At 34.8% G+C, this 17,557-nt stretch carries 17 protein-coding genes; 12 read left to right on the top strand and 5 right to left on the bottom strand.

What is annotated here, in order from left to right; translation table 11 throughout:
* Positions 1-46 precede the first annotated feature (46 nt).
* From AS161_RS06890 to hydE, 4 genes are read left to right on the top strand one after another with little or no spacing between them, the layout of a single operon-like run.
* Positions 47-310, top strand: a complete 264-nt coding sequence (locus AS161_RS06890; protein WP_164542255.1) for a TM1266 family iron-only hydrogenase system putative regulator — start codon at positions 47-49, stop codon at positions 308-310.
* Between the two features lie 28 nt (positions 311-338).
* Complete coding sequence (hydG, locus tag AS161_RS06885) at positions 339-1,748, top strand: [FeFe] hydrogenase H-cluster radical SAM maturase HydG (RefSeq protein WP_164542254.1); 1,410 nt, start codon at positions 339-341, stop codon at positions 1,746-1,748.
* On the top strand, positions 1,735-1,995 hold the full coding sequence (locus AS161_RS06880) for a hypothetical protein (protein ID WP_164542253.1): 261 nt from the start codon (positions 1,735-1,737) through the stop codon (positions 1,993-1,995). Before hydG ends, AS161_RS06880 begins: the two co-directional genes overlap by 14 nt.
* Positions 1,992-3,041: a [FeFe] hydrogenase H-cluster radical SAM maturase HydE gene (hydE, locus tag AS161_RS06875; RefSeq protein WP_011993429.1), complete on the top strand. Its 1,050-nt coding sequence runs from the start codon at positions 1,992-1,994 to the stop codon at positions 3,039-3,041. Before AS161_RS06880 ends, hydE begins: the two co-directional genes overlap by 4 nt.
* Before the next feature lie 51 nt (positions 3,042-3,092).
* Here hydE and AS161_RS06870 read toward each other — a convergent pair whose 3' ends face one another.
* A complete protein-coding gene (locus AS161_RS06870) occupies positions 3,093-3,362 on the bottom strand; it encodes a hypothetical protein (RefSeq protein WP_011993430.1) in 270 nt (89 codons plus the stop codon).
* A 167-nt stretch (positions 3,363-3,529) separates the two neighbouring features.
* Between AS161_RS06870 and AS161_RS06865 the strand changes: the two genes are divergently transcribed.
* The 6 genes from AS161_RS06865 (at position 3,530) to AS161_RS06840 (ending at position 9,603) form a co-directional block, all read left to right on the top strand.
* On the top strand, positions 3,530-4,276 hold the full coding sequence (locus AS161_RS06865) for an ABC transporter permease subunit (RefSeq protein ID WP_164542252.1): 747 nt from the start codon (positions 3,530-3,532) through the stop codon (positions 4,274-4,276).
* A 33-nt stretch (positions 4,277-4,309) separates the two neighbouring features.
* Positions 4,310-5,032, top strand: coding sequence for an ABC transporter ATP-binding protein (locus AS161_RS06860; RefSeq protein ID WP_206518794.1), 723 nt, complete (start codon positions 4,310-4,312; stop codon positions 5,030-5,032).
* Positions 5,029-5,949 (top strand): ABC transporter substrate-binding protein, encoded by a 921-nt coding sequence (locus AS161_RS06855; protein ID WP_164542251.1) that lies wholly within the window; start codon positions 5,029-5,031, stop codon positions 5,947-5,949. The genes AS161_RS06860 and AS161_RS06855 overlap by 4 nt, the downstream gene beginning before the upstream one ends.
* A 39-nt stretch (positions 5,950-5,988) precedes the next feature.
* On the top strand, positions 5,989-7,200 hold the full coding sequence (gene hydF, locus AS161_RS06850; protein ID WP_164542250.1) for a [FeFe] hydrogenase H-cluster maturation GTPase HydF: 1,212 nt from the start codon (positions 5,989-5,991) through the stop codon (positions 7,198-7,200).
* A gap of 16 nt (positions 7,201-7,216) precedes the next feature.
* The gene (locus tag AS161_RS06845; RefSeq protein ID WP_164542249.1) at positions 7,217-8,596 is read left to right on the top strand and encodes an aspartate ammonia-lyase; all 1,380 of its coding nucleotides are present in this window, start codon (positions 7,217-7,219) and stop codon (positions 8,594-8,596) included.
* Positions 8,597-8,670: 74 nt separating this feature from the next.
* The gene (locus AS161_RS06840; RefSeq protein ID WP_011993436.1) at positions 8,671-9,603 is read left to right on the top strand and encodes an MraY family glycosyltransferase; all 933 of its coding nucleotides are present in this window, start codon (positions 8,671-8,673) and stop codon (positions 9,601-9,603) included.
* A gap of 53 nt (positions 9,604-9,656) precedes the next feature.
* Here the strand turns inward: AS161_RS06840 and AS161_RS06835 are convergent, their stop codons facing one another.
* The gene (locus AS161_RS06835; protein ID WP_164542248.1) at positions 9,657-9,917 is read right to left on the bottom strand and encodes an SHOCT domain-containing protein; all 261 of its coding nucleotides are present in this window, start codon (positions 9,915-9,917) and stop codon (positions 9,657-9,659) included.
* 165 nt (positions 9,918-10,082) lie between these two features.
* Here AS161_RS06835 and AS161_RS06830 point away from each other — a divergent pair, with 165 nt between their 5' ends.
* Positions 10,083-11,153, top strand: a complete 1,071-nt coding sequence (locus AS161_RS06830; RefSeq protein ID WP_241241352.1) for a glucoamylase family protein — start codon at positions 10,083-10,085, stop codon at positions 11,151-11,153.
* Positions 11,154-11,389: 236 nt separating this feature from the next.
* Positions 11,390-12,316, top strand: coding sequence for a DUF4382 domain-containing protein (locus tag AS161_RS06825; RefSeq protein WP_164542246.1), 927 nt, complete (start codon positions 11,390-11,392; stop codon positions 12,314-12,316).
* A gap of 63 nt (positions 12,317-12,379) precedes the next feature.
* Here the strand turns inward: AS161_RS06825 and AS161_RS06820 are convergent, their stop codons facing one another.
* The 3 genes from AS161_RS06820 to AS161_RS06810 all read right to left on the bottom strand — a co-directional run bounded on the left by AS161_RS06820 (position 12,380) and on the right by AS161_RS06810 (position 17,383).
* Entirely contained in the window at positions 12,380-13,945 is a 1,566-nt protein-coding gene (locus tag AS161_RS06820) for a hypothetical protein (protein WP_164542245.1), read from the bottom strand.
* Positions 13,946-13,987: 42 nt separating this feature from the next.
* Positions 13,988-14,728: an ABC transporter ATP-binding protein gene (locus AS161_RS06815; protein ID WP_011993442.1), complete on the bottom strand. Its 741-nt coding sequence runs from the start codon at positions 14,726-14,728 to the stop codon at positions 13,988-13,990.
* 117 nt (positions 14,729-14,845) lie between these two features.
* Positions 14,846-17,383: a hypothetical protein gene (locus AS161_RS06810; protein WP_164542244.1), complete on the bottom strand. Its 2,538-nt coding sequence runs from the start codon at positions 17,381-17,383 to the stop codon at positions 14,846-14,848.
* Positions 17,384-17,557 lie beyond the last annotated feature (174 nt).

The raw sequence follows: 17,557 nt of genomic DNA, 5'->3' as shown, positions 1-17,557 counted from the left end.
AGGCTTTTTTCATATTGTGTAAATACACTATGGGGAGGTTTTTGGAATGGTTGAAAAAAATGAACAAAATGAAAGGTATTACACAGTGGACATCATTGTAATCGATAGGAACAACGCTTATTCTAAGGTAAATGAATTGCTTCATCAATATTCGGATATTATAAAACTTCGAGTTGGGTATCCTGTTCCAGACGAAAATATCGCGATAGTTTTTTTGATTGTTAAAGCTACGAACGATGTTGTGGGTGCATTTACTGGAAAGATAGGAAATATAAAGGGTGTAAAGGTTAAAAGTATAGCCGTTAATTAAATTATCTTGTATATTGGAGGTGTTTAGTATGTTTGTGTTCACGAAAGAATTGAAAAGTGAAAAGACGTTCATCCCAGAAGATGAAATATTCGAGTTACTCGAAACAACAAAAAATCCAGATCCTGTTAGAGTTAGAGAAATCCTTGAGAAATCTTTGAATAAGAATCGCTTAGATCCAGAAGAAGTGGCAACTTTACTAAACGTTGAAGACAAAGACTTGCTTGAAGAGATTTTTCATGCTGCAAGGACTTTAAAAGAAAGGATATACGGTAACAGGATAGTTTTATTCGCACCTTTGTACATTGGAAATGATTGTGTTAATGATTGTGTTTACTGCGGCTTCCGTACGTCAAATCCAGAGGTGTACCGCAAAACTCTGACTTTTGATGAATTGAGGAATGAAGTTAAAGCTTTGGTGTCTAAAGGGCATAAGAGGTTGATAGTTGTCTATGGTGAGCATCCTCGTTACAGCCCAGAGTTTATAGCCGAAACTATAAGGATAATATATGATACTAAAGTCGGAAACGGTGAAATAAGAAGGGTAAATGTCAATGCTGCACCACAGACTGTTGAAGGGTACAAAATCATAAAAGAAGCGGGAATAGGTACATTCCAGATATTCCAAGAAACTTATCATCAGCCAACTTATAAGAAATTACACCCACGTGGTCCAAAATCAAATTACGCTTGGCGATTGTATGGGCTTGATAGAGCTATGTTAGCTGGTATAGATGATGTTGGTATTGGAGCTTTATTTGGATTGTACGATTGGAAGTATGAAGTTATGGGACTTATTTACCATACGATACACCTCGAGGAAAGATTCGGTGTGGGTCCTCACACAATATCTTTCCCAAGGATAGAACCAGCAGTTGGTAGTGAGATATCGTATAATCCACCACACAGAGTTAGTGACGAGAATTTCAAAAAGTTGGTTGCAATAATTAGACTTGCCGTTCCATACACAGGTATGATTCTTACCGCAAGGGAACCGGCGGAATTGAGAAAAGAAGTACTGAAAATGGGTGTGTCTCAGATAGATGGTGGATCAAGCATAGGTATAGGTTCGTACTCTCAAGAAGATCCGGAAAAAGTTAAGAAAAGTCAATTCATTTTAGGTGATAACCGAACTCTTGAAGAGGTTATTTACGATCTTCTCAAAGAGGGATATATTCCTTCGTTCTGTACAGCGTGTTACAGAATGGGAAGAACTGGAGAGCACTTTATGGAATTCGCAATCCCTGGTTTTGTTAAAAGGTTCTGCACGCCTAACGCTCTTTTCACGTTGAGAGAATATTTAAACGATTACGCTTCAGAAGAGACAAAAAGATTGGGTTATGAACTCATAAAGACCGAGCTTGAAAGAGTTAACAATAGGGATTTAGTTGAGAAATACCTCCAAAGAATCGATAGTGGTGAGAGAGATGTCAGATTTTAGAACACTTAGTAAGTATCTTGAAGATGTTGCTAAAGTACTTAACACAAAGGTGTGGATATGTGAAAAAATAGGTCGAAGGTTGTCCTGCGTAGCTCGAGCAGGTGAAGAAAGTTACAGTGAAGCATATCAAGTTTACGAAGATGATAAATACGTGGTTTTTGCTGAAAGGCAATTAAATAATTCCGAGGAAAGCGAGTTGATAATAGATTTCATCGTTAAGTATTTAAAAGTAGGTGATTGTAAATGATAGAAATAAAAAAGATACAAAATGTTGATTTGGATTATCTAACTTATCTCTTGAGTACAGATGAACATAACGAAGAGATATTTAAAGTAGCTGATGAGGTAAGAAGAAAATACGTAGGTACAGAAGTACATCTGAGAGCTATTATTGAATTTTCAAATTACTGTTCACAGCATTGTCTTTACTGTGGTCTGAGAGCTGAGAATAGAAATTTAAATAGGTATAGAATGACGGAGGAAGAAATTTTAGAAAGAGCAAGGTTGATTGCCAAACTTGGTATAAAGACAATAGTGTTGCAGTCTGGAGAGGACCCTTACTATACAACGGAAAGGATAAGTTACCTTATTACTGAGATAAAAAAGCTCGATGTAGCTATAACTTTGAGCATAGGGGAAAGAGATTTTGAAGAGTACAAAATTTGGAAGGAACTTGGTGCTGATAGATACCTTATGCGTCATGAGACCGCTTCACCAGAATTGTACGCAAAACTCCATCCAGGTGATTCTTTCGAGAATAGAAAAGCACACCTATTTGAGTTGAAAAGACTCGGGTATGAAACGGGAGCAGGCTGTATGGTTGGGCTTCCCGGTCAAACACCTTACGATATGGCTTTAGATTTGGCTTTTCTCAAAGAATTGGATGCGGATATGATAGGTATTGGACCGTTTATACCAAATCCAGATACACCTCTTGCGAATCAAGGTGGAGGGACATTAAAAGACACTTTAAAAATGGTGGCACTTGCACGAATTGTGGTACCAACAGCAAATATACCAGCTACAACAGCGTTGGGTTCTATAGACCCGTTTGGCAGGCAAATGGGATTAAAGTGTGGAGCGAATGTAATTATGCCGAATTTAACACCGAATCCCTACAGACCAAATTACTCTCTATATCCCGGTAAAATCTGCTTATTTGAAAAAGATACCGCCTGCGTTGAGTGTACAAAAGCGATGATTAAAGGTGTGGGACTTGTCGTTGGAGAAGGTTACGGATACAGAAGAAAAATAAATATTGAAGAATATAAAATAACAGCTGTTGGTGATTAACACCAACAGCTGTTATAAACCTTTTAAATTTTTTGAGCTTTCGAGATAAAGTTAAACTTCTAATTTCATGTATTTTGCTTGTACTCCATCGATACTGTTTAGTTTTTGGCAGAGTTCTTCGTGTTTTGACTCATCGTCTACGAGTTCTAATATGATAAGTCCAACTGGTGAGCAATACTGACCTGCACCTTCGTGTAATCCAAGACGCGTTTTGATGTAACAACCGTACTCTGTCAAAAGTTTTTGAACTTCCACTGCGGCTTGTTCGCGTTTGTCAACTAAAATAGCCATAACTGTTCTTACTGTAATATCTTTCGCCATAGTCCATCCCCCTTTCAAAAGGTTGAAATAGAGTAAATCAATTAAATTATACTAAATTTTTCTATACATTGTCAAGTTTTTCACTAAGTTTAATTAATGTGAGATAAAATGAAATAGATGTAGTATAATTAATATTAAACGAAACAAAAAATTTGGAGTGATTATAAATGCAGAAAAGAATAAATTACTTAATAGGTATAGTTGTTATATTTCTTATTTGGACAATAGCTTCGTATTTTATTAATTCACAACTTATACTCCCTGATCCATTAGTGATTTTAAGAACGATGTTGCAAGAACTCTCAAAAGATATACTTTGGAACAGCCTATTTTACACGCTTTTAAAGGTTATTGTCGTGCTTTTTCTAACAGTTTTATTTGGTGTTTTTATTGGATTTATTATTGGGCTTAACGAGACTTTGTATGAAATCTTCAGACCATTTGTTCTTTTTATCCAAGCTTTCCCGATAATAACTTGGCTTGCTTTGGTTATGTTCATATGGGGAATTGGATGGACAGGTCCGGTAGTTGTTAGTTTCCTATCTTTACTTCCTCACGCGATACTATCCACAGCTATAGGTATACAAACAACGGATAAACGCTTAATCGAAATGGCTCAGGTGTACAATGTTAAAAGGTCTAAAGTTGTGAAAGATATATACCTTGGGTCTATATTGCCACAATTCGTAAGTACAATTCAAGTTGTTATCGGAAATGTTTGGAAGGTTGTCGTTGTTTCGGAATACATGTGCGGTGATAAGGGCATAGGTGTGCTTATCGCTTGGGCAAGGCAGTCTGTTTCTGTTGAAAAAGTTTACGCTTACACGATGATAATAATTACAATAGGGCTATTTGTTGAAAACTTTGTTAACGTAGTCACAAAGAAAGCTATTCAAAAATGGAGTATAGCGTGAACATAGCTTGATATTTTGGTTTGGGGTGATGATGTGCAAGAAATAAGAGATGAATTAGATGTGATTTTGAGTGTTGAAAATTTGAGTAAATCGTTTGAAAAGTTAAAGGTATTAGAAAATATATCTTTTAACCTTCAAAGAAATATGTCAATAGCATTTCTTGGACCTTCTGGCTGTGGTAAAACAACTATGATAAGGATTATTGCTAATTTGGAAAAGGATTACGAAGGTAAGATTGAAAGAAAATATTCGAAGATAGGATACGTCTTTCAAGAACCAAGGTTGATACCATGGAAGAGTATACTTGAAAATTTGAAATTTGTTTGTGAGGATGAGGAAAAGATAATGGATGTTCTTAAAGTGATGAAAGTAGACAAGTATGCAGGTTATCTTCCGGCCAAATTAAGTGGTGGTATGAGGCAAAGGGTTAACCTTGCAAGGGCGTTGGTGACAGAACCGGAAATTCTTTTCTTGGATGAGCCGTTTGCGTCGTTAGATATCCACACGAAGATAGATATAATAAACGATTTGAATAAAAGGCGTGAGGAGAAAAGATATTCAATGATAATTGTTACGCACGACATCAAAGAGGCTTTGCTTTTAGCTGATAAGATTATTCTTTTAAGTGATAAACCTAGTACCATAATTGGGGAGTTCATCACAGCTAGTGTGCCAAAAACAATAAGTGACGAAACTTTTCAAAAGATTGAATCAAAGATACTTTCTGAAGTCATTAGGAGGTGGAGTGCGGTATGAAAAAAGTATTATTGGTTGGTATTTTATTTTTATCGGTTTGGATTTATGCGGTAAGTTTTATTAATCCATTTGGTCCAACTATTTTTCCCGTTGCTGGATTAATAGGCAAAGAAGTTAAGACAGATATATCACTCGATATGAAATTTTGGAAGACATTGGATGAAGCGACAGCTTACATAGTTTCGAAGAAGGTTAATTTTGCAGCTTTACCTGTGACTTTCGCGGCAAATTTGTATACAAAGGGAATTGATGTCAGACTTGTTGGTGTTTACAGCTGGAGACTTTTCTATGTTGTAGCATCACCTGATTTCGAATTTAAAGGATACCAGAGCTTGAATGGTGAAAAAATTTACACTGCACACGGTAGAGGTCAAACAGCGGATGTTGTTATGAGATACTTACTTGTAAAGAATGGGCTTGAACCAGACAAAGATGTGACATTTGCCTACGCTCAACCTCAGGAGATAGTTTCTTTGTTTAACAGTGGTAAAGTCAAAGTCGCAGCTATTCCAGAACCATTTGTGACAATGGTACTTTCAAAAGGTAAGATAATATTAGACTTGCAAGATGAGTGGAATAAAGCGAGTGGAACAAAATATGGAATACCAATCACAGGTATATTTGTTACAGGCAAACTACAGGATTATTCAAACACTGTCAAATTGTTTGAAAAATCGTTTATTGCAAGTTTGAATTGGTCATACAATAACGTTGATAAAGCCGTTGAAATAACAAGTAAGCAATTGGGCATACCTGTAAACGTATTAAAAACATCTCTCAGCAGAAGTCAATACAATTACGTACCAGCAAAAGATTGCAAAGATGAGGTACTTACTTACTTGAAAAATCTCAATGAACTTTACCCAGATGGAATGCCAAAAGTACCAGATGAAAATTTCTTTTTCACTGGTAAGTGATTTATAATTTTACATAATAATTTTGTAAGGAGGCACAAAATGTTACCTACAAGCGGTTTTAGAAAACATATCTCCATTGTTGGGCGAAGAAACGTTGGAAAATCTTCATTTATGAATGCATTAACTGGACAGGAAATCTCCATCGTCAGTGATACCCCTGGTACGACTACGGACCCAGTTCACAAAGCTATGGAATTATATCCACTTGGTCCTGTGACTTTAATCGATACACCTGGACTTGACGATGTTGGTGAACTTGGTGAGAAACGTGTTGAAAAGGCTATAAAAGCATTTTATAAATCAGATGCAGGAATTTTAGTAGTTGATGATTTTCCCCGTGAATATGAGATGAAAATTAAAAAACTCTTTGATGAATTGGAAATACCATTCATCGTTGTGGTGAATAAATCTGATATACTTGGTGAAAAAGCAAATGAGATAGCGAAAGAGTACGAAAGAATATTTTCTGTTCCAGTGTTTGTTGTAAGCTCTTTGAATCGTCAAGGATTTGAGGAGATAGGTAAGACACTGAATAGTATAATTCCAAGCGATGAAGAAATACCATTTATTCCAGATTTTATCGAAGGTGGTGACCTAGTTGTACTTGTTGTCCCTATCGATTTAGGTGCACCAAAGGGAAGATTAATAATGCCTCAAGTTCATGCGATAAGGGAAGTACTTGATAGGGAAGCAGTTGCGATAGTTGCTAAAGAGAGAGAACTTAGGTATACTCTTGAAAAACTAAACGAAAAGCCTAAGTTGGTTATAACCGACTCTCAAGCTGTGATGAAAGTGGATTCTGATGCGCCGGAAGATGTTTACCTCACAACATTTTCTATTTTAGAGTCTCGTTACCGTGGTGATATAGAGTATTTCGTTGAAAGTGTTTATAAAATAGAAGAACTAAAAGATGGAGATACTGTTATTATAATGGAAGGATGCACACACAGACCACTTACGGAAGATATAGGTAGAGTAAAAATCCCAAGATGGCTTGTCAACCATACAGGAGCTAATTTAAATTTCAAAGTCTGGGCCGGTGTTGATATGCCAGAATACGAAGAAGTAGCAGATGCGAAGCTTGTTATACACTGTGGTGGATGTGTCAATACACGAAATCAAATTATGAGAAGAGTGCGGATGTTCAAAAGACTTGGTATACCTATGACAAATTATGGAATTGTAATATCTTACATGCATGGGGTGCTTGAAAGGGTTTTAAAGCCACTGGGAATTGTCGTTGAAAAGTAATGAGGGTGATGTGATAATGAATTGTAGAACAGAGAAAGATTATTTAGGTGAATGCCTTATACCTGAAGATGCTTATTATGGTGTTACCACTCAAAGAGCTTTGGAATTATTCCCTTCTACAGGTGAAATTTTAGATGATAAATTCATTTGGGCATATTTTATGATAAAAAAATCGGCAGCGATTTTAAATAGCCAGCTAGGATATTTGGATAATCAGATTGCTCAAGCTATACAAAAAGCATGCGATGAATGGGAAAAATTGAAAAGTTATATCGTTGTCGATCCACTATCAGGTGGTGCTGGTACATCGGTAAACCTAAACGTAAACGAGGTTATAGCTAACAGAGCTACGGAATTATTGGGTGGTAAGAAAGGTGAATACATTGTTAATCCATACAATCATGTAAACTTACACCAATCGACGAATGACACATTTGTCACAGCTGGAAAGATAGCTGTAATCGTCAGATTAAGAGAATTAGTGGAGGCAGTTATAAAATTACAAGAGAAGATACAAGAAAAAGAGAAAGAATTTTATTCTATAAGAACAATCGCTCGAACTCAGTTGATGGATGGTGTCCCTATACTTATGGGACAACAATTTGGTGCATGGGCAGACGCACTTGCACGCGATAGATGGAGGTTAAACAAAGTTGAAGAGCGGATTAGAAGTGTAAACATAGGTGGAACGGCGATTGGTACTGGAATAGGCGCGCCAAAAGAATACGTGTTGAAAATAGTTGATGTGTTGAGACAAGTTACAAACGTCAAAATTGCTAAATCAGAAAATCTAATAGATGCAACTCAAAACCTCGATGTGTTTGTTGAAATCCATGGATTGATAAAGGCACTAGGAGTTAATCTATTCAAAATATCCAATGATATAAGGCTTCTTGGGAGCGGACCTAATGCGGCCATAGGTGAGTTTGAACTTCCAAAAGTACAAGTTGGGAGTTCTATAATGCCAGGAAAAGTCAATCCAGTTATTCCAGAGTACGTTATGCAGCTTGTTCTTGCGGTATTTGGATATGACGAAGCGATTTCTCACGCCACAGCTCAGGGGAATTTGCAGTTGAATCAATTTGCTCCATTGATAGTTCACTATACACTTAAATCCATGCAATTTTTATCAAAAGCTTGTAATTCTTTAAGTGATTATATAGCGCAAATAAAAGTTAAGGAAGAAAAGTGTAAAGAACATCTCAAAAAGTCAACTGCAAATTTAACCCCACTGATAAATTATTTTGGGTATGAAAAAGTCGCCGAGGAAATAGTACAAACAAATTGGGATATAGAAAAGACGATAGAAATGTTAGCCAAAGAAGAAGGTATTTCATCTCAGGAACTTGTGAAAAAATTGAATATAGACAAAATGACCGGGCTTGGATATTATTGATTTTAGGTAAATTTCGATTTATAATAGCATTGGATTTGAAATTTATAATATAATTAGGATGGTGAAATAAATCAATGATTTCAATGCTTTATACTTTCTTAGCTTCTTTTATATTCACACTTATCATTATTCCTTTTTTAATAAAAATAGCCTTTAAATTGAATATCGTCGATAAACCTGATTATAAATTGAAAACCCACGAAAAAGCTACCCCATACTTAGGTGGGGTAGCTTTTGTTCTTTCTTTCTTGATATTTACGCCATACAGCTTGTTTAGGAAATTGTACATTACGGTATTAAGTTTAATGGGATTGTACGATGATATCAAATCAACAAATCCTTGGATAAGGTTAATTGTAGAATTTCTTATAGGATTTTTAGTCTCGACAAGATTTTTGACAAGCCCTGTTGAAATATTTGTAGCCACGTTTTTTTACGCATTTTTAATTAACTCGGTAAATATGATGGATGGCATGGATGGAATTTGTGCAATAACTTCTGCTATCGCGGCTTTTGGGCTTATTTGGACTGTTATGTTCCCATACGATAAATTCTATTTAATATCCTTGATGGGGGCATTATTAGCTTATCTGATATACAACTTCCCACCTGCGAAAATTTTTATGGGTGACATGGGGAGTTACACGATAGGTGCAATTTTGGGAGTGTCGGTAATATCCTCCTTTTCAAAAAGTTTATCCCACACTGTAGCTGCTTTGATAATTTTGACTCCATTCTTCTTAGACACATTTACAAGTATGATTAGAAGAATATTGACAGGTAAATCACCATTTTACGGAGACCGCGACCATATTTACGATAAATTATACCGCAGATTAAATAGCAAAAGAAAAACTTTCACAGCTATGGCTTTAATAAGCTCTGCATTTTGTTTCTTAGGAATGATTTACATAAAATTTGAAATAATCTCGGCGCTATTTACGATTGTTTTAATTATCTTTTTAACGTTAAAACTGAAACTTTTGAAGTACGATGAATTAAAATAAAAAAACCCCTAAATGTCTTTAATAAACCATTTAGGGGGTTTTTATATTATTACTCACTTTCCTTCAATTAAACTTCTTAGCTTTCTATATTCTTCTTCTGTTATCTCACCTTTTGCTAATCTTTCGTTTAAAATATCAAGATGCTTGTCTTTTTGTTGGAAAACCAAAAATTTAGCGAAGAATAGTTTGTAGACTATATAAACTGCAAGCAAAAATAGTGCAAACGAAATTATCGGTTTCAGCCATAAGAGCCACGTACCACCCCAAAAACTTGGTCCTATTCCGTAAAATCCGTGGCAAAAACCTCTCCACATAAATTTCACCTCCTTCTGTTTTTCAAATTCAAATTAATTATACATCTCAAAGCTTAATAAAACCTTAGAAAATTAAAAATTATAAAAAAATTATAAAATATGCGACAGAGGAAAATATTTGATAAAAGTTATGGACTAATTCTTGATAATACGCGAGAAAAAGCTGTGGCGAGTATAGCTTCAGTGGGTTTTGGTCTTAGTGGTATACCGATTGGTATAGAACATGGCTGGATTACAAAAGCTGAAGGAAGAGAAAGAGCCAAGAGAACACTTGAAACTTTTCTCAATAACGTTGAGCAAAAAGAAGGATTTTTCATCCATTTTGTGAATATGAAAGACGGTAAACGTACATGGCAATCGGAAGTTTCTGTTATTGATACGGCATTATTTTTAATGGGAGCATTAACTGTAGGTGAATATTTTGGCGGAGAGGTTAAGGATTTATTTGAACAGATATATTCAAGGGTAAATTTTCCGTGGTATTTAGATAAGGAAAATAATCAATTTTACATGGGATACAGTTACGAACGAGGTTTTTGGGGGCATTGGGATAAATATGCAGAGCAGTTGATGATGTACTTCCTCGGAGTTGCGTCACCGACGTATCCATTAGAGCCTTCCGTTTATTGGGCGTTCCAAAGAGATATTGGAAGGTATAAAGATTACGAACTGATATACACATACACAGGTTCGTTGTTCACATACCAATTTTCACATGCATGGATAGATTTTAGGAAAATTACCGACAAATCCGGTGTTAATTGGTTTGAAAATTCTGTGAAAGCTTCTTTGGCAAACTGGGAATATTGCAAAGATATGCATGATAAGTATAAAACTTTGCACGAGTACTCTTGGGGATTGACCGCATGTGATTCGCCAAGTGGTTACAGAGGAGATTTTGGGGCACCACCATCTGCAAACAATAATACACAGCATTATGTTGATGGTACTGTACCGCCATGTGGAGCACTAGGTTCCATAGTTTTTGTACCGGAGATTGTTGAAGAAACGGTAAGATATTACTATGAAAAAGTACCACAACTATGGGGAAAGTACGGATTCAAAGATGCTTATAACTTGGATAAGGATTGGACATCTGAGGTTTACATAGGTATAGATAAAGGTATTGAATTGTTGATGATTGAAAATTACCTAAGTGGATTGATATGGGATATAGTTATGAAAAACGAATATATTAGGAAAGCAATTAAAATGCTTGAAATGGAAGAAAAATAAAAAAATCAAATCCCCCTTTCCGGGGGATTTGATACTTACGGGGGGAGGGGATAGGGTCATTCATTTAACATTGTTGAATTTATAATTTATTTATGATTTCCAATATTAATTGTATTCCTTAAAGCTTAATAAATCCTTAGAATTTCAAAATTTAAATACGAATTTTTCTAAGGTTTTTTTAAGGTTTTTTTGTAATATAAAAGTGTACTTTATTACTTCGAAAGGAGGGATTGGCTATGAAAAAGGTTTTATTGATTTTTGCTGTTGTGTTGGTTTTAGTTGTTATGTTCAGCTGTACACAGATTTCTGAAATGCTCTCTTCAAAAGCAAAGGTTTCAGTTGTGCTAACATCTGGTACGGAAGGCGAAGGTGATACCACAAAACCGCAAGAATATTCAGATGTAAGCACTCTGGGAATTTTCAGAAATGAGGCACCTTGGATCAAAGATATTCAGAAATTAGAAGTTAAGGTCTCTAAGTTCTCTTACAAATATTCTACAGGTCCTGGCGAAGGAAAATGGGCAACTCCAACTTCAGTTGATCAAGTAATTGATTTAGTGTCATTAGACTCAACCGATATCAGTTGGTTGACATTCGATATACCTAAAGGTGCAGTTATTGTAGCCTTAGCATTTGAGGTAACTCAGGCTACAGTTACAATAAATGACCAAAGTTATCCTGTGACAATTCCTTCGGGAAAGGCTAAGATTGTTCTAAAAAATATGAACTGGACAATCAATGAAGATGGTGAGATTGCTCTAAGCATTGATTGGACAAGAAGTATTATAAAGACTGGAACAGATTCATATATGCTTGTCCCACGCATTGCTTACAGATGGAGAGGCGCTTTGAAAGATTTATGGGCGATAGAAGGTCGTATAACACACAATGGCACGGCTCCAACTGAACCACTTTTGATAGGATTGTACAATGGAACAGATACTACAGCAACTCCTCTTGTTCTAAAGATGATACCGGTTAGGAGGGAAGGGAACTTCTACCTTGGTAAACATAAGCCAGGCGAATACACAGTAGTTGTTTGGAATAACTTAACATTTACTTATGAAGGGACAGATGTAAGTTTCAATGCGACTGAAGCTACACGAACAACATTTGACCACGGTAAAACAAATGCTACGACAAAATTGAATTTGACTTACTAAAAAATAATCTAACAATTTAAAAAAGCCCGCCGATTAGGTGGGCTTTTTTTGATTATATAACTTTTAATCGTTCATATTAATTATTGTTTTTTTCAACTTTTTATAGTAAACGATTGCAAGAATTACGGAAAGCACAATTGAAATTATCAATGATGTCCAGGATAAGATTATAGTCCAACCTTTTGACTTGGGACCAGCTGATAGATAGCTTATTGGGAAGAGCATACCAAAGGCTAATCCTAATGTTATTCCTTCGATTATGAATGTGGTTACGGTTGTAAATGGTTGATTTTTTTGTCTTCCAGGCTTTGTTATACTGTAATACGCCCCTATAAGTGCACTGAGTAGGAAAAGCAAAAGCGCAAGTGGTAAGAAAATAAAAGCTTCCTTGGAATATCTGTTGGTTAACAGCGCCACTAAATTTATTAAAATGAGCAAAAGAAAGTTCATTGATACGGGTATAACTAATTTTGGAATTATTATAGATGATTTTTTAGATGGTAATATTTTAGCTATTTCTGAGTATTTAAATTCGTTCATAGTTAATAACCCAGATTCCATAGCACAATACAAAACAGCGATAGCGAGAAACGGCACACTTGAACTAATAACAGAATTGGATACAAACATCATGAATAAACCAAATGCGACGGGATAAAATATGAGAAATATAAATTGTTCGTTTCTCTGCAATGCTTTTAAATCTTTCCAGAAAAACGGACCGAATTTTGAAGCATACGAAGGATTATTTGAGAGTTTTACTTCTTCTTTTTTCTTAGTTTTTGTGCGAGTTTCTTCGTATATTACCTTATCAGCTAAGTACCAAAATAGAATAGAAGCAACAATTGATATAGCGATAATAATTGAGATCAATAATTTATCACTTGAATAAGCCCAAGTTAAAACATTGTATTTGGAAGTAGTAAAAGCAAACCACCTAATAATATTCTCATTCCCTGCAATTTTTGTAACATCAATATCTTGAAGGTAAGAAAATCCAAAATATATAAACACAAGTAGTAAAACTATAATTACGTTTATTTTCCTTACGATACTCTTCGAATTAATACCACCACTCAATATCGAAAAAAGTGCAGAAATCGAAGTGATAAAACATAATTGCAATAAGGTTTTTAATAGAAAAGTGTAAGATACGTTCTTCCAACCAAACATGAATCCAAGAGTTGCACCTAAAAAGAAGGCAATTGTGAAGAGTTGACTTGAAAGGGAAACGATGAGATTGTAAATTGTTAATATTCTTCTTTTAATAGGCATTGTTAAGAGCAGTTCCAACTCATCTGTCCTTGAGAATGCATACATTCCAGTTCCTATAAACCCAACAATGTAAAATATGGAAAACATTGTTATATTCATCATGTAAAACATAATACCAATCTCTTCGAATTGTGGATAAAACTTCAAAGCTTCGTAAAGTTTCGAATAGATACTTTTATTTGAGTAAAGTATGAATAAAAACATCGGTAAAATACCGATAATCATTGTTGAAATATATCTTAAGGCGTAATTGGTATTTCCGATTTTTGCTTTTTTTCTTTTCGTTTGTTGAGCTGTTTGCATTGTTGTTGGTGAAAGACCAATGTATTTAAACAGTATCGATAATTCATTCATTTTAAGACACCTGCCTTTGTTATGCTTGTTGGTTTATTAAAATCACAATTCTTCAACAAGTTCTTTTATATCCTCTGAAGCGGTTAAATTAAGGAATATATCTTCAAGTGATTGACCATATTTTTCTTTAAGTTCAGTGACACTTGCTTCAGCGATGATTTGTCCTTTATTTATTATCGCTATTCTATCGCACATCTTTTCTGCTATTTCGAGTATGTGTGTGGTCATAAATACAGTAGTACCTTCTTCTGCATATTTCTTAAGAAGTTCTTTTAAAATTTTTGCACTTTTGGCATCTAACCCGACTGTTGGTTCATCTAGGAAGAGCACTTCCGGTTTTCTCATCAAAACAGATATGAGCATTAGTTTTTGCTTCATACCGTGTGACATTTCGCCAGCAAATTTGTCAAGATAATCCACACCAAAAACATTGCAAAGGTCATCTATGCGTGATTTAACAGTTTTTTTATCCAACTTATAGATAGAAATAATAAATTCAAGGAATTCGTATCCTCTAAGGTGTTCGTATATTTTAGGTTCATCTGGAACAACGCCTATCCTTCGCTTTATTTCTATTTCTTTGTTTTTCATATCCATACCAAGGATTTCAACCATACCAAACGTAGGTTTCAGTGCACCAGTTAACATTTTTATCGTGGTTGTCTTACCCGCGCCGTTTGGTCCAAGAAATCCAAATATCTCTCCTTTTTTTACATTTAGGTTGATACTATCGACAGCTGTAAAATCACCAAACTTTTTTGTTAAATTAACCGCTTTTATCATTTAATTCATCACCTCTTACCTTCTTTTAAAAGTTGTGAAATTTTTCTAATACATTATAGCACTAACACTAAATAACGTAAAGTCCCCTTTTGGGGACTTTATGTTAGACTTTATACTTTATCTTCCTAAAATCTTATACATTGGTAAGTTAAGTGTTGAAATTGGCTTTACTTCTGGCAAATTATTAATATCGTAAAGTAATATTCCGTTATCTGTTCCTACAACCATTTGTCTGTTATCAGCTTCCGTATGAAATGCGTAAGTTAAACCTTTGAAATCTATGTCAGTTATTTTCTCACCGCTTGAAGATAATATCTTTATTCCAAATCCACCACCAGATACAAAGATTTTTTCTCCGTACCAGGATATATTCCGTGCAGGTGCACCTTCGAAAACAGGTGTTTTTGTCAAATTATCATCATCTTTTTCTGTAAGCGTGACACCGTTTCTATCAAGTATCCATATACCGTTGAAATCACCATCAGCGACAAAAATTCTATCGAAGTATTTATCTACAGCTATTGCCAAGTCGTTTCCAGGATTGTACTTCTTAAGTGTGTATCCGTTTTGACTTTCTGTAATGATGTAATATGGTGTTGGGATTTTTCTCTCATCATTGTCATTGAATCCAAGAATATTTCCAGCATTATCCGTAAGTAAAGTATATCTAACTATCCCAGCTTGGCCACATGATACAATAACATGAGATGGTTTTTGAGATTCAGATATGTAATCAACGACAACTTGCAACGATTTTGGTTCAACGTTTTCCTCAATTGATGAGAAATATGGTATATTTTGACTTATTGTTGCTGGAAGCGTTACCGATACTCCTAGTGAATTACCATCATAGCTAAAAATTTCTACAACGTTTCCTGAACTCTTATTTCCCAAAACGTAAGCTCTTCCTTGCGCGTCTATCGCAACATCATATATATAGTTGAATTCGGATAGGTTCAAAGGAGTTGCCGTAGATAAATTCAAAGTTGTATAATCAAAATCATACAATTTTGCGATTTTTGATTCAGTATTTGCAACGACTATTTTTGCTACTCTTGTTGAGTTACTTTTTGGTACAGCTTTCATTTTCACATCGATTTTGTTCAAAAATTGACCGGTATCCCATCTTCTAATTGTCGGTTCAAGTGGATCTCTTACATCTAAAACATATAAACCATTACAATGGAATCCATCACCGACTGCAAAAACAAAGTTGTTTAGATATTTTATATCAAAAGCTTTGTATAACTTATTTGGTTCATTTTTCGAATCGTTTAAGTAAGTTGTAAGCCCTTTACCACTATCGAGAACAATCGCATGATTGTTACTATCGTCTTCTTTTATAAATAACATATCTGTAAATTTAGCTCCAAGCTCAAATGCAACCTCAGATGATATGGAATCGTTTATCCATTTTCTAATTCTGTCGATTGTGAATGCGTATAAATTGTTGTTTGACAACTTTACGCCTTTAACTTCTGTATCAAATAGATTGTTGGCTAAATTTGTTACGGAAGATGATGGAAGCTCATTGGGGGCATTTTCTGCATCTGAAAGGTTTACATATTTTACGCTCTTATAATCTGAAAATGCAATAACAAATTTCGAATTAAATTGACCTATATCTAAATCGTTTACCTGCCCTTGATAAAGAATAATTACATCATTGATGGTAATATTTGGTATATTGACTAAGTTAAGCTTTAATAGTCCGTAATTACTGACAGCCAAATATGCATTTGTGCCTGAAAGTTTTATGGAGCTTATCTTACCTTGGGTAATATCTACTTTTGAGTTTGTTTTTGTTCCAAATTTTGAGTACGTAGATACTGGAACTTGTAATCTCTTTATTATTTTTCCGAACTCTTTGCTTGCAACTATTGGATTCGCGGGATCTTTTAAATCCACAACAGTTAATCCACGAGTACCTTCACCTATAATTGCATAATGTTTGTAAATTTTTATTGATGTTAATGTTGTTCCAAGGTCTATTTTTTTAATTAGCTTTGGTTGACTTTTGTCTGATGCGTCTATAACATAAAGGCTTGTGCCACCAACAGTATAAATATAGTCTTCTACGACATCTAAATCTACAAGTTCTGAATCATCTGAATTTACGAAAAATCCCTCAAGCTTTATAGTTGGCAGGTTTATAGTGCTTGATATATTAATTATTGATTTTCCATCAAAGCTCTTTGAGATTACATACGAATATCTTGGCTTTGAGTTAGTTTTGAAATTAACTTCAGCCGTTGAAGATGCGTTTGAAAGGTCGTAAGCGGTAACTGATGCTTTATATTGTGCGTTGTATTCTAAACCGCTTACTACGAATTCTGTGGTTGTTGTTTCAGAAGTTAGTATAGTGTTTGAACCTTTTAAAATTGAAACTTTATATTTAAGTCTGTCATTAGGATCGTTGTCTATGCCATTCCAACGTAAAATAAAGTACGTTGGCACTACTTCGTTCTGAAATGGTTGTACTATTTGAACTGTCGGTGGTCGATTTATTATGTTTACCATTTTTTGAACGGTTCTTTCTGCGTCGTAAATATCTTTAACGTAAATATCTATAATGTAATTGTCTCTTGGAAAACTTTTAATTGGTATTTTTACTTGGAGGTCTTTCTCATTTTTCCAAATTATGCTTCCGTCCAACTTCAAGACTTTTACCGATGATATTATTCCATCATTTTCAGGATCAGATATATTAACAGTAACAATTTTGTGATTTTGTTAACCAAAGGTATTGATAAATTTCAAAAATCATATTATCTTCTTAAATAGGGGACACCCCCCAATATACTCTCAATAAGATTTCCGGTAATAAGT

It is taken from the genome of Fervidobacterium sp. 2310opik-2, assembly GCF_011057735.1.
GTDB lineage: Bacteria > Thermotogota > Thermotogae > Thermotogales > Fervidobacteriaceae > Fervidobacterium > Fervidobacterium nodosum.
Note: the sequence above shows the minus strand (reverse complement) of the source record. Positions and strands in the feature narration are given on the sequence as shown.